Genomic DNA, 13,773 nt, shown 5'->3' with positions numbered 1-13,773 from the left:
ATTTATTTATAAATCTCGGAAAAAAGAAGTGCCATCAAGCAAAAATATTACTTTAGGGTTTTGCAAATTTTTTGGGATTGCAATTTGAATTATGTAGCTAGTATCTTTATTGTCTAGCTCCAAGTTATAAATATCAAAATTACTTCTAGCCTCATTTGAAATTTTTAGAATCTCTAAACTTGGCTTTGCCAATATAACACTAAAGAGCAAAACAATACAAGAAAATATCTTAATCATTAGCCTCTTATATGCCCCATAAATTCTTCTCTAGTTCTATGATCACTTTTAAACAACCCTCTAACAGCACTAGTTATCATAACACTGTCTTGCGTTTCTACTCCTCTCATCTTCATACACATATGTCTAGCATGCACAATCACCATAACTCCCTTTGGTTGTAAGACTTCCATAATTGTATCTGCAATTTGACTTGTCATATTTTCTTGAATCTGTAATCTTCTTGAATACACCTCTACCAATCTTGCTAATTTTGAGATTCCAACAAATTTATTATTTGGTATATAACCAATTGAAATATGTCCAAAAAATGGCAAAAAATGATGTTCGCACATGGAATAAAACTCAACATTTTTTAACACTACCATCTCATCACAAACACCTTCTTTAAAAATAGCAGATTCTAAGATCATTGTAGGATCCATCTTATATCCACCAAATATATGAGACCAGCTCTGCATAACTCTCTTTGGGGTATCTATCAAACCTTCCCTATTTCTATCCTCACCTATAAAATCAAACATACTTTGAATTGCTTCTTGTATTGCCATAATTACCTCCTTGATTTTCTCTGCAAAATCCTTATTCTATTTTCTATACTTGGATGAGTGCTAAACATCTCCTTAAAACCAAAAATATACAAAGCAGATCTCGTTGGATTATTATCAACTTGAGAAAAATCTGACTTTGCATAATTATCACTTATTTTTTGTAATGCTCTAATCATAGGCATACTATCTCCATTCATCAAATACACAGCACCAGAATCTGCCATATACTCTCTACTTCTACTTAAGAACATTTGCAACACTATTGTTATAAGTGGAAGTATAAACTGAAAAATAAGCAATATATTTCTAGCTATATTTGCACCATTATCTCTATTGTTACCCAAAAACATAAATACACCATAATTAACAACTAGCAACATAATATTACTTAAAACACCAACCATTAAAGTAAGCCTTATATCACCATGCCTAATATGGCTTAGCTCATGTGCCATGACCGCCTTTACTTCATCTCTAGTTAGATTCCTTACCAATGTCGTTGTTAATGCTATTAGCGAATTATCCCTATGCCAACCACTTGCAAATGCATTCATAAATGGAGCTTCCATCAAATAAAGCTTAGGTCTAAACTCCAATCTAGCTTCTAAAATAAGCTCATCTAAAATACTAGAAAGCTCGGATTCTATCCTATTTTCACCTCTGTTTATTATTTCTTTATACTCATTACCACTTAGCAAAATACGCTGAAAATTCCCTATCGTATATCCTATAACACATGCAGCAACGCCAAGTAATACTAGTGTAACAACAGGCAGAACTTGGAAAGTAATTAAAACATAAAATCCATACGACAAACTAGGTGCATTTATCCTAACAATATCAACCAACAACCCAATAAACACAAAAATAAACAAATACAAAACTATAACACAATTTGTTTTTAGCTTGTTTTTAGCAATTATTTCTTCAAACATAACAATCTTCCTTAATAGTTTCACTGCAGTCCAGCTCTCTTCTAGCTAACTCACGCAACAAAGTAGTAGCATATGAGCCTTTAGGCAAATAGAAGTTCAACTCGCCTTGTGCTTCTTCTTCTTTGTAATTATATTGCACATCATCTAAAAACACCCAAGCATACCTTCGACTACCAACGCTAGTAATTTTAGAATCCAAAAACAAATCTTCAAAAAACAATGCCATATCATGTGATAACTCTAACTTTTTACCACTTAATGCACCAAGAACAGAAATATCTTTGTTTAAAAACCTATTGCTATCATTAATAATATCATCTAAAATAAAATGCCTACCATAAGGATAATGACACATAAATTCACCGGGTAGCACCTTAAATATATGTTCTTGTGTTTTTATTTTAGAAAGCATATCTTTATCCTTAAAAGATTCGCTAATATGATTATTTTGCAACAACTCAAATAGTGCGTCATAGATATCATTTACCTTATAACAATCCACAATTTTTGAAAAATTAATCCTTAAAGAAAGCCATGCATTAAACAAATAACTCTGATAAGCACTAATTAGGAAATTAGACATTTTTTTGTTTTTGATTCTAGCTTTATTATTTACAATATCTTGCCCTAACTTATAGTTATCTCCATCTATCCCAAATCGTTGATAACCAAAATAATTTGGGATTCCATATTTTGAAATCTCATTTAATACTTGAGTTATTTTTATATTATTTATTTTATTTAGCTTTTTTATTCTAATGAAGAATCTATTGCCTTTTAAATGTCCTATTTTTAATTTATTTTGATGTCTTGTTATATCTAAAATTTTAATTTTCTCATGGCTGAAATTCTCAACTAACTTCTCAAACTGACAAGGAATACTTATATGTTGTATAGTTAAAGCATTTTTATCTTTTAAACCAGCATAGCCAATATCAATTTCTTTAACACCTAAGCTTGATGATAAAATCTTTAGCATTTGAAAAGTGGTTAAATCTTTTTTGCGTATTTTAATGATAGTATGAGGACCACTCCCGTTAAATACATAAAGTGGAACCTCTTCAACAACAAAATCTCTAGGACTTTGCTTGAAATAAAACTCTATTGGAGAGTGAGAGTAGGCATAAGAATTTTCACCACAAATTAGTGACAACCACAACCTCCGCCACCGCAACAACCTCCGCCACCACCATGGTGATGTCCCCCAATACCACAACTTAACTCTTGTTCTGTAGCTTCTCTAGCATCTAAAATCGTAACAGAAAATGCTAATGTCTTGCCAGCTAGAGGGTGATTATAATCAATAATGGCTACTTCATCATTGAAACCTTTAACAGTTACTTGAACAGTCTCTCCATTTTCGCCTTGACCAAAAAGTGTCATACCTTCTTGCAAATCTATACCCACAAATTGATCTCTAGGCACTTCTTGCACATATTCTGAATTATAATCCCCATATGCTTCACTAGGTGGAATTACAATATCTTTACTCTCGCCAATAGCCATAGAAGCAATAGCATTCTCTAACCCTCGTATAACCTCACCTCTACCCATTATAAATTCTAATGGTTTAGAACCAATATTTGAATCTAAAACCTCTCCATTTCCTTCTTCTTTTACTTCATACTCTATACTTACTGCAAAATTATCTTTAATCATAATTATTCTCCTAAATATTATAAAAGTTTTTTAGCTTCTACAGCTTCCTTTGAATCAGGATATAGCTGTATAAGTGTTTTTAGAAACTTATTTGAATTTTCAGTTTCATTAATCGCCCTAAATGATTTTGCACTATTTAGCATTAGAGTAGGCATATAATCTGCTTTATCATATCTTGTTGCACTAGTTTTATAATAATAAATGGCGTCCTCATATTTCTTTTGGGCAAATGCTATCTCTCCAAGCAAGAAATTGCCTCTTGCAGGTTTATAGTTACCCTTAACCGCAAACTGCAAATATTCATCAGCTAAGCTATATTCTTTTTTAGATAAGTAGCCTTCACCTTCTTTAAATACTTCTGCTAAAGATTTGCTTTTAAGATCAACTTTTTTTGGCTTATCATCTGTTTTTGCAGACTTCTCTTTATTTTCTTCTTTAGTAGCCACTTTAGGCGTTATTTCCGATGTATTTGTATTATTTGATTCTGCAACTTGTGTGGCTGATTTAGGATCTTTAGGAGCATCATTAGGACTTAATGAATTATCATCTTTATCTAATGCTTCATTTATTTGTTTTTGTAAAGAAGCAATTTCTTTTTTTAGGTTATTATTATTCTCTTGCAACAACTTACCAAGCTCTGCTATACTTTGCTTTAGATTTTCTATATTTTTATTTTGTATTTCAAAATTAGAATCCATATTGCTCTTTATCTCTGCTGAAGTCGCATTATTTTCAAGCGAGACTACATTTATTTTATTTGAAAGTTCTTGTATTCTTTGCATTTGACCTTCAAAAACACTTTTCAATCCCTCTTGAGATTCATTTACTGACTTCATCTGTGAAGAAAGATTAAAAAGTTTTTCTTGCGTTACCTCTTGCTCTGTCTTTTTTGGTGCAATAGCACCAGCATTAAATGCCGATGGCTCTTGCCCAAACACGATACCAAAACACAAAATGTATAAAGATAATCTTTTCAAATGAGATAGCCTCTAATTATGGTAGCATTTTGAAAGTAACTTTTCTATTTTCAGCCCAGCACTCTCTAGTTTTAGAAGTACAAGTTGGCTTACTTTCACCATAACTAACCAACACAGTTTTATCTTGGCTTACACCTTGAGCCACCAACGCATCTCTAACTGCTACTGCTCTTTTTAACCCTAATGCATAGTTATACTCATCAGTTCCCCACTCATCTGTATTACCTTCAATTCTCACAGTTAATGGTCCTACGGCACTAGATTTCAATACATTTGCATCATTACTTACAGCACCTTGCATATCAGGTCTAATTGTAAATTGATCAAAGTTAAAAAATATATTTTGCAATCCACCTTCAACATGAGAGATTCTATCATCTAAACTAGCAAAATTATCACTTCCTGAAATATATCCTTTACCACCAGCATTAGCAGACCCACTACCATCGGCACCTACACCACCCTTTTGGCTACAACCTGTAATTAAAAAAATAGTCGCCAAAGATCCTGCGATTAAAAGCTTTTTCATTTTGAGCTCCCTAAAAAATAATTTAAAGTATAGATTATAACACATTTAAAACAAAATACAAACATCTTACCAATCCATAGATTGTATTGTAGCTCCAGTTAATGGAAACAATAATGTCTTATTGTAATTTAACCTAATAATTCCTAATGCACTCTGATTTGATTCATGCTTAATATACATGATTGTCTCACCATCTTTAGCAAATCTAGGGAATTGATTCACTCCATTTGCAGTTAGCCTTCTTATAAAATCACTTTTTGTAGATATTAAATACAAATTAAATGTATTTCTCTCAAACTCCTCACTAGTTTCTCTACTTGAATACACTATGTAATTTCCAAAAGCATTTGCTGCGTTATTATTTTTACCATGAAACACCATTTGTTCTACTTTGCCCGGCACCTCACCACTACTTGGGATTGCAAAGACATTTGGATATCCAAGTCTATCTGAAATAAACATGATTCTATTTTCATTTTCTATAAAATTTGCACTAACATCTATTCCACTATAAGTTGTCAATTTATTCAATCTGCCACTTGGAACATCATACATAAAAATATCTGCTTGTTCTTTTGGAGCCATAGTTAATAATAATTTATATGAATCTCTACTAACATCAGAAGCAACCAACATACCTTCACTATCTATCAATCTAGTATTCTGACCAGTACTCAAGTCATATCTAAACAAAGTTGGCTTATCTAGGTATTTTGTATAATAGAATGCACTTTGAGATTCATTTGCCCACTTTGGAAATATATTTAGCCCACCAGATATCACATGTCTTTTGTAAGTCAGAGTATAATCGCTTACAATAATTTCACTTTCTCCTGGTTTAGTATAATAAGACAAGACAACCATTCTCTCAAGCCAACTAACATCTGGCGCTTTTATATAATTATTAATATCAATTGCCATACGATGTGCCATTAGAGGATAAGAATCTGTTGTATTTGTAGTGTATTCTTTGCTTAATACGATATTTCCAGTATTTGCATCATATAATTGCAAAACAGATTCCAAGCCACCCCTTGTAACCTCTGCACTAACCCTAGCTATCAAGTCAATCCTACTGCTTCTATAATCATCAAAATTTAATACAGCCTCACTAGTTACAACTTCTGGATTCTCCTGCACGACAAAATGACCAGTAACCTTCAAATCAGCAACCAGCATCTTGTATGTTCTTAAGCTATATCCCATTTTATTAGAATCTTTACCTATATTTTGAACCAAAATAGTAGGTAAATTACCAAACTTCTTTACTACCTCCATTGTTGCATCGATATTATCTCTTGCAAATAAAAAACCAACACAACAAAAAATACAAAAAATCACTCTACTCATACTTTACACCTCTGTTTTAAAAATTACACTAATATTAGTTTTTCTTCCACCTTCATACTTTGGAAATTCTTGTCTTTGCATTATATCCAAAAACTCTTCTAAAGCATTATCAAACTCCAAAAAGCCAGATTTTTTCACTACTCTATAAGAAAACCTACCATTAAAGTCTATTGTAATTATAACCTCTGCCTCAGAATCCACACCGCTTCTTATTGGCTTCCAATTTTTATATAATATTTCTTGAATCTTAGAATAAAACTCATCATACTCGCCCTTTGGAGTAGCAAAACTCATAGTCTTTTGCACTTCCAAATTAGACATTATTTTATCTAGTTTATCTGTTAGATCATCTCTTTGAGATACCTCATTTGCTTTCTTTTTTTTAGCTATTTTATCATTTGTGCTTTGAGGCTTTAGAGCTTCCTTTTTAACCGGTTGTTTGAATTCAACTTGCTTAAACAAGTCATTAACTCCAACTCCAACATTAGCGGTTTTTGAAGCACTCTCTTCTTTTTTAGGTATATCATTTATTGGTTTTTCTTGTATTTCTTTAATTGTTAGTTTTTTCTCTACTTTCTCTACTTTTTCTTCTAAAAAATCAATACTAAATTCTGTTTCTTTTATAAAGGAATATTCTTTAGTCTCTATAGTTTTTTGATTAAAATTCCACAAAAACAACAATAAAAGCAATACATAAAATAGAATCGCTATGCTACCACTTATAGAAAATGCAAAAAAATTAACCATCTGTTACCAAAGACACCCTGCTAAACCCACTTTGTTTAGCGGTTTTCAAAATATAAATCACATCATCATATTTTAGATTCTTATCTGCTCTTATATAAACTTGCGTATTTTTATCATAACCATTAGAAAAAACAACGAAAAAATCCGCAAAGCCATCAAATTGCAACACATCACTTTTTATATAAATATTCCTATTTACATCAACTCTGATTTCTATTTTTGAGTCCTCTTGTGTTTTTGCGGTTTTTGAACCTTGGGGCAACTGTATTTCTTCTTTATAGACAATAACTGGTGCTGTAACCATTAAAATAGCCAACAAAACAAGCATTATATCAACTAAAGGTGTAATGTTTAACTCTGGTGTGTCTTCCCAATTATTATCTACTTCCAATAAAAATCCCTCTAAACAATTTCATCTACATTCTTTAAAGATTCCTTAGGTGATAACAAAATATCAATTTGCAACTTCAAATATGTATTTAACTCAAATACCTTTCTTTTTAAAAATAAATTAAAAGTATAAGCAGGCACAGCAGTCAAAATCCCAGTTGCAGTCGCCACAAGTGCTTTTGATATAACAGGAGCTATCACATCTAGTGTCACCCTAGCTTCATTTCCAAGCGTTGAAAATGCTTCAAGTATTTCAACAACGGTTCCAAAGAGACCAATAAATGGTGCAGTAGAAGCAACAACTGCCAAAAATGTAAGTCCGCTTGTAGCTTCTTTTACTGTTTTATTTAGACAATATTGCAAAATAGGCTCTGTAACTTTTTTCTCAATTTTACTTATGTTGTAGTGGAAGACAGAATTTCTAGGAAGTGTATATTTTCCACTAACTAGCGAATCCAAACAAGCTTTTTCATTGCTAATTAAATTTGATAGTGAAATATATCTATAAATAAATATCCAAAAAACGAGTATAAAATAAATAGATAACCAAACTAAGACAACTATGGATACAACACCATAATTGTCTGTCAATGATTGTATAAGATTCACAGCGAACTCTTAACTAAAGTCTCTATGCGAGATACAACAGAAGAGATAACAACATTATTGTCTGTAGCCTCTTCTAATAGCTTCCTAGCTTTTGTAATAGATTGCGCAATTTCTCCCTCGCTATCACCAGCAATATCAACTGCTCCATCAGCAAGAACATCAACACTTTTTTCATCTACCTTTGCATATCCCCAATTAACAGCAACCATTTCTTTTTTGCCATCTTTTGTTTCAATCTCTATCACACCAGCATTCAATGTAGTAACAACACCAACATGGCCAGGTAACACACCAAATTCACCTTCACTACCAGGTAGCGTTATACTCTTAACATCATTTGAGAATATGCTACCTTCCGGTGTTACGATATCCAACTTCAAGGTTTCCATAAAATCCCCTATTAATTAGATTTCATTTTTTCAGCTTTTTCAAGAACCTCATTAATGTTTCCAACCATATAAAAAGCATTCTCTGGTATATGATCATATTTGCCTTCTAATATACCTTTAAAGCCTTCCAAAGTTTCTTGTAAAGTTACATATTTTCCAGGACTACCTGTAAATACCTCTGCTACGAAAAATGGCTGAGATAAGAATTTTTCAATCTTTCTAGCTCTTTCAACTACTTTTTTATCTTCTTCGCTAAGCTCATCCATACCCAAAATAGCAATTATATCTTGCAAATCTTTGTATTTTTGCAACACTTGCTGAACACTTGTTGCTACTTTATAGTGCTCTTCTCCAACAACTTGAGGATCTAAGATTCTTGAAGTTGAATCTAGTGGATCCACAGCAGGATAAATACCTTTTTCTGCTATCTTTCTATTAAGAACTGTTGTTGCATCAAGGTGAGCAAAAACAGAAGCAGGAGCTGGGTCTGTCAAGTCATCTGCTGGAACATATACAGCCTGAACAGAAGTAATAGAACCTTTCTTAGTAGATGTGATTCTTTCTTGCAACTTACCCATTTCGCTAGCTAATGTCGGCTGGTAACCAACAGCAGAAGGAATCCTGCCAAGTAATGCTGACATTTCAGCACCTGATTGAGCATATCTAAAGATATTATCAATAAACATCAATACATCTAGCCCTTTTTCATCTCTAAAATACTCTGCCATTGTTAAACCCGTAAAAGCAATTCTATTTCTCGCACCCGGTGGCTCATTCATTTGACCATAGCATAAGGCAACTTTATCCAATACTCCAGATTCTTTCATTTCGTGATAAAGGTCATTACCCTCTCTTGTTCTCTCACCAACTCCAGCAAATACAGAATATCCACTATGTTTGAAAGCAACATTATGTATAAGCTCCATAATAACAACCGTCTTACCTACACCAGCACCACCAAACAAACCAACTTTACCACCTTTTGAATAGGGCGCTAGAAGATCTACTACCTTAATCCCTGTTTCAAACATCTCTGTTTTTGTGCTTTGATTCTCAAATGTAGGCGCAGCTCTATGTATAGACCATTTTTCTGGGTTATTTAACTCTGTACCACCATCAATAATATCACCAGTAACATTGAAGATTCTTCCCAAAACTTGCTCACCAACTGGAACTGTTATAGGATTCCCTCTAGCTACTACTTTTTCGCCTCTAGTTAGACCTTCAGTCATGTCCATAGCAATAGCTCTAACTCTATTATCTCCAATATGGGCAGCCACCTCTAAAACTAACTTCGAACTTCTACCATCAACTGTGAAGTTGATATCCAAAGCTTCATTAATGCTAGGAAGATACGATTCAAAATCAATATCAACAACCGGTCCCATAACTTGAACTATTTTACCTATCATATTTTCTGACATTTATTCCACTCCTTATTTCATTGACTCTACGCCAGTATTAATTTCAACTAACTCCGTTGTAATAGCTTCTTGTCTAGCCTTATTGTATGCAACTGTTAAACTTTTTGCTAACTCTCCTGCATTATTTGTAGCTGCGTCCATAGCCTGCATTCTAGCACTATGTTCTGCTGCTAAAGAATCAACTAAAGCATAATACATACTAAATTCCACATATTTATTAGCAAGTTGATTTAGAATCTCATTTTCCTGCTCATTTGGCTCAACCTCTAAGGTGCTATCCATTTCCAACTCGCTGATATCTTGTATTGGCAATATCTGTGTTACTTTCATTTCTTGTGATATCATATTCTTAAATCCATTATGCACAAGAATTATCTTTGAAGTTACACCATTTAAATAATCCTCAACAGCTTTGTTGATAAATTCTGAAGCCTTTTGATAATCAGGTGAAGCACTTAATCCAACAACGCTATCTAAAATTTCTATTTCATTAAACTTAAAATATTCAATCGCCTTTTTTCCTATTACACGCAAACGAACTTTCAGATTCTTAGTTTTATGCTCTGCAATTAGTCTATTAACTTCTTTGATAGTGTTAATATTAAATCCACCACACAATCCCTTGTCAGCAGTTACCATCAATATATCAACAAATGCACTCGTTTCGCTACCGCTATTAGCAAAATAAGGATTATCCTGAATGCTATCTGTCTTAGAAGCCATGGCCTTAATCTCACCCAATACGCTTACGATCTTGTTAGCATAAACTTTCGAACGCCTAGCCATTTCATCTGCTTTTTTTAGCTTAGAAGTTGATACCAACTTCATAGCACGAGTTGTCTTTTGTGTATTTAGAACACTCGATATTTGTTTTCTAATATCCTTTAGGTTATTTCCCATAAAAGATCTCCTAAATCATTAAACAGCAAAGCTGCTTTTATACTCTTCTAATGCTCTGCACAATGTTTCTTCAACATCCTTATCTAGCATTTTCTTTGAGCGAATATCTTCAAAAATATGCGGATACTTAGCCTCTAAGAATGGATACAATCCTTCTTCAAACCTAGTAATATCTGACACAGCTACATCATCCATAAAACCTCTAGCACCAGCAAAAATAGCAACAACTTGTCTTTCAATAGGCAACGGTGAATAAGGTGGTTGCTTTAATACTTCAACCATTCTTTGTCCCCTATCAAGTTGCTTTCTACTTGTTTCATCTAAGTCAGAAGCAAATTGTGCAAACGCTTGCAACTCTCTATATTGAGCTAGATCAAGTCTCAATGTTCCAGATACTTGCTTTGTAGCTTTAATTTGTGCAGCACCACCAACACGTGAAACAGATAAACCAACATTAATGGCTGGTCTAATACCAGAATTAAACAAGTCAGTCTCAAGAAATATCTGACCATCTGTAATAGATATAACATTTGTAGGTATATAAGCCGCAACATCTCCAGCTTGTGTCTCAATAATAGGTAGTGCAGTTAGAGAACCAGCACCAAGCTCATCACTAAGCTTAGCAGCACGCTCTAGTAGTCTTGAGTGAAGATAGAATACATCTCCCGGGAAAGCCTCTCTGCCCGGAGGTCTCCTTAATATCAAAGACATCTCTCTATAGGCCACTGCATGCTTACTTAAATCATCATATACTATCAATGCATGTCTTCCGTTATCTCTAAAATATTCACCCATAGTAACACCAGCATAAGGAGCTAGGTATTGCATAGCAGCCGATGAAGAAGCAGGAGCATTAACAATAATGGTATATTCCATTGCACCATGCTCTTCTAACTTTCTAACAACCTGTGCAACTGTGGATTCTTTTTGTCCTATGGCAACATATATACAAACTACACCTTGTCCTTTTTGATTAATAATAGTATCAATAGCAACAGTAGTCTTACCAGTTTGTCTATCCCCAATTATCAACTCTCTCTGACCTCTACCAATTGGAACAAGAGCATCAATAGCTTTTAACCCAGTTTGTAAAGGCTCATGAACTGACTTCCTAGACATGATTCCGGGGGCTTTTTCCTCCATAAATCTATATTCTTTAGTATCAATAACTCCTTTACCATCAACTGGCTCACCAAGTGCATTAACTATACGCCCCATAAGTCCATCGCCAACTGGAACACGAAGTAATTTACCAAGTCTTTTTACCGATGTGCCTTCTTTAATATCTTTACCAGTACCTAAAACAACAACACCAACACTTCCTTCTTCCAAACTAGAAGCAAGTCCCTTATCGCCAGTATCAAACTCAACCATTTCATAGCTCATTGCATCTTTTAAGCCATAAACCTTAGCAACACCATCAGCATAAGCAATAACTTTACCAGTTTGAGCTACATCCAAATCAAGCTCAAAATTATCTATTCTTTCCTTTATTATAGAGCTAATTTCATCAGCTTGCAATTTTACTACCACTTTTACTCCTTATATAAAATTTAAAATGCTTTTAAGATATGATGTTTTAAATCATTAATAAATTTCTCTTTAGAAAAAGAAATCTCTATATTTAAATCATCTACTACAAGTTTTATACCATCATTGCTGGTTGTAATTTGTTCTAGCTTTAATTTTACATTTAGCTGTTTACCAAACTTATCCTCAATGTCTTTTAAGATATCTTCCTCATAAGTTTCTTTGGATATTAATACTGCTTTATATTCCTTATTTAAAGCCGAAATACAACTAGACAACTCTGTTTTTAATTCACAAAATAAATCCAATCTCTTATGTTCAGCTAAAACATTAATAAAATTAGAAAATTTAGCATCAAGCTCCTTGTCTAAAACTTTATTTATTAATTCTTTTTTTGTTGAGACACAAATATAGCTAGCCTCCATAATCTCTCTGAATTTAGAAATATTATATGCGTTAGATAGAATATCTAAACAAGATAAATATTCCCTCAATTCATCTTCATTAGCAACACTAGATAAAGCCTTTATATATCTCTTTGCTATTAAATCTTTCATTTACGCAACCTTTTTTAGTAATGTTCTAACCAAAGTTTCCTTGTTTAGAGTCAACAAATCACTATTTAAAAACTCTTCTAGTGTATCTGCAACTACACTTCGTTCAATCTTTTTTCTCTCAAACGCGATATCATCATTGAATTGTCTAACCAAACTTTCAATTTCCTCATTGGTTTGCTCATCTACTTTCTGTGCGATAATTAAAGCTTCTTTTTTCGCTGTTTCTATGATGTCATTTGCAGTCTTTTTAGCTTCCTCTAACTGCTTTAGAGCCTTTTGCTTTTCTTTTTTAGATTCTTGAAGTTTATCTTGTATTTTAGATAGAGATTCTGCAATGCTATTTCTTCTTTCAACAAACATTGTTTTAACCTTGTCAGCTGCGAAATAATAAATAAGTGCAAAAAATATAACAAAATTTATACTTCTCTCTACAATATCAACTTCACCAGAACCAGCTGCAAGTAAAAATGTTGGAATAAAAAATAGGGACAATATTCTAATAATACTATTCATTCTACACTCCTATAACAATTTACCAAGCTTGATTTTAAGCTCTTCTTTAAAGAGTGGAATCTGAGTTAGTAAAGATGTTTTTAATTGTTCTTTCTCGCCTTCAAGATTTTCAACAAACTCACGATATTTAAGATTCAACTCATCTCTCTTTTGTGCTATCCTAGCTTCAGAAGAAATCTTTGCATTCTCTTTTGCTTTGCTTTTTATCGCATTTGCTTCAATTTTAGCCGCTTGGATTATATCCTCTGCTTCTTTGTGTAACTTGATAATTTCAGAGTTGTTACAATCTATACCTTCGCCATCTTTCTTTATAGATGCTTCTCTTGCTTCCATAAAAGACAAAAGAGGCTTATACAATATCCTATTTAATCCATAAACAAGGATTAAAAAAACTACAAATACTAAAGCCATTACCCAAGGAGTTGGGATAATAGTCATATGTCACTCCTTTTCATTAATGTTAAATTATTATACAA

The 13,773-nt window shown here is 32.9% G+C and carries 18 protein-coding genes; all 18 read right to left on the bottom strand.

The features are described from left to right. Nucleotides 1-6: 6 nt before the first annotated feature. A complete protein-coding gene (locus tag PF021_RS02950) occupies nt 7-237 on the bottom strand; it encodes a hypothetical protein (RefSeq protein WP_271020911.1) in 231 nt (76 codons plus the stop codon). Further along, complete coding sequence (gene folE, locus PF021_RS02945) at nt 237-782, bottom strand: GTP cyclohydrolase I FolE (protein ID WP_407081404.1); 546 nt, start codon at nt 780-782, stop codon at nt 237-239. The genes PF021_RS02950 and folE overlap by 1 nt, the downstream gene beginning before the upstream one ends. A gap of 8 nt (nt 783-790) precedes the next feature. Beyond that, complete coding sequence (gene htpX, locus PF021_RS02940) at nt 791-1,729, bottom strand: zinc metalloprotease HtpX (RefSeq protein ID WP_271020999.1); 939 nt, start codon at nt 1,727-1,729, stop codon at nt 791-793. Next, on the bottom strand, nt 1,716-2,876 hold the full coding sequence (gene truD, locus PF021_RS02935; protein ID WP_271020909.1) for a tRNA pseudouridine(13) synthase TruD: 1,161 nt from the start codon (nt 2,874-2,876) through the stop codon (nt 1,716-1,718). Before truD ends, htpX begins: the two co-directional genes overlap by 14 nt. Next, nucleotides 2,867-3,382 (bottom strand): FKBP-type peptidyl-prolyl cis-trans isomerase, encoded by a 516-nt coding sequence (locus PF021_RS02930; RefSeq protein ID WP_271020908.1) that lies wholly within the window; start codon nt 3,380-3,382, stop codon nt 2,867-2,869. The genes truD and PF021_RS02930 overlap by 10 nt, the downstream gene beginning before the upstream one ends. A gap of 17 nt (nt 3,383-3,399) precedes the next feature. Beyond that, nucleotides 3,400-4,359 (bottom strand): hypothetical protein, encoded by a 960-nt coding sequence (locus PF021_RS02925; RefSeq protein WP_271020907.1) that lies wholly within the window; start codon nt 4,357-4,359, stop codon nt 3,400-3,402. Nucleotides 4,360-4,375: 16 nt separating this feature from the next. Beyond that, nucleotides 4,376-4,888: an OmpA family protein gene (locus tag PF021_RS02920; RefSeq protein ID WP_271020906.1), complete on the bottom strand. Its 513-nt coding sequence runs from the start codon at nt 4,886-4,888 to the stop codon at nt 4,376-4,378. 66 nt (nt 4,889-4,954) lie between these two features. Next, entirely contained in the window at nt 4,955-6,238 is a 1,284-nt protein-coding gene (gene tolB / locus PF021_RS02915) for a Tol-Pal system protein TolB (protein WP_271020905.1), read from the bottom strand. 3 nt (nt 6,239-6,241) lie between these two features. After that, nucleotides 6,242-6,985 carry an energy transducer TonB gene (locus PF021_RS02910; RefSeq protein ID WP_271020904.1) on the bottom strand — a complete coding sequence of 248 codons (744 nt, stop codon included), beginning with the start codon at nt 6,983-6,985 and terminating at the stop codon, nt 6,242-6,244. Next, the gene (locus PF021_RS02905; protein ID WP_271020903.1) at nt 6,978-7,376 is read right to left on the bottom strand and encodes a biopolymer transporter ExbD; all 399 of its coding nucleotides are present in this window, start codon (nt 7,374-7,376) and stop codon (nt 6,978-6,980) included. Before PF021_RS02905 ends, PF021_RS02910 begins: the two co-directional genes overlap by 8 nt. 11 nt (nt 7,377-7,387) lie before the next feature. Then, nucleotides 7,388-7,984: a MotA/TolQ/ExbB proton channel family protein gene (locus PF021_RS02900; RefSeq protein ID WP_271020902.1), complete on the bottom strand. Its 597-nt coding sequence runs from the start codon at nt 7,982-7,984 to the stop codon at nt 7,388-7,390. Further along, complete coding sequence (gene atpC / locus PF021_RS02895) at nt 7,981-8,373, bottom strand: ATP synthase F1 subunit epsilon (RefSeq protein ID WP_271020901.1); 393 nt, start codon at nt 8,371-8,373, stop codon at nt 7,981-7,983. The genes PF021_RS02900 and atpC overlap by 4 nt, the downstream gene beginning before the upstream one ends. Before the next feature lie 11 nt (nt 8,374-8,384). Further along, nucleotides 8,385-9,785 carry a F0F1 ATP synthase subunit beta gene (atpD, locus tag PF021_RS02890; RefSeq protein ID WP_271020998.1) on the bottom strand — a complete coding sequence of 467 codons (1,401 nt, stop codon included), beginning with the start codon at nt 9,783-9,785 and terminating at the stop codon, nt 8,385-8,387. Nucleotides 9,786-9,809: 24 nt separating this feature from the next. Further along, nucleotides 9,810-10,697: an ATP synthase F1 subunit gamma gene (gene atpG, locus PF021_RS02885; protein WP_271020900.1), complete on the bottom strand. Its 888-nt coding sequence runs from the start codon at nt 10,695-10,697 to the stop codon at nt 9,810-9,812. A gap of 18 nt (nt 10,698-10,715) precedes the next feature. Continuing rightward, nucleotides 10,716-12,230, bottom strand: coding sequence for a F0F1 ATP synthase subunit alpha (atpA, locus tag PF021_RS02880; protein WP_271020899.1), 1,515 nt, complete (start codon nt 12,228-12,230; stop codon nt 10,716-10,718). A gap of 20 nt (nt 12,231-12,250) precedes the next feature. Further along, entirely contained in the window at nt 12,251-12,784 is a 534-nt protein-coding gene (locus tag PF021_RS02875; protein WP_271020898.1) for a F0F1 ATP synthase subunit delta, read from the bottom strand. Continuing rightward, complete coding sequence (locus PF021_RS02870) at nt 12,785-13,297, bottom strand: F0F1 ATP synthase subunit B (protein WP_271020897.1); 513 nt, start codon at nt 13,295-13,297, stop codon at nt 12,785-12,787. It abuts the gene before it with no gap. A 9-nt stretch (nt 13,298-13,306) separates the two neighbouring features. Then, nucleotides 13,307-13,735 carry a F0F1 ATP synthase subunit B family protein gene (locus tag PF021_RS02865; protein ID WP_271020896.1) on the bottom strand — a complete coding sequence of 143 codons (429 nt, stop codon included), beginning with the start codon at nt 13,733-13,735 and terminating at the stop codon, nt 13,307-13,309. Between the last annotated feature and the right edge of the window lie 38 nt (nt 13,736-13,773).

It is taken from the genome of Helicobacter ibis, assembly GCF_027859255.1.
Classification (GTDB): domain Bacteria; phylum Campylobacterota; class Campylobacteria; order Campylobacterales; family Helicobacteraceae; genus Helicobacter_D; species Helicobacter_D ibis.
This window is presented reverse-complemented; position numbering and strand designations above follow the sequence as displayed.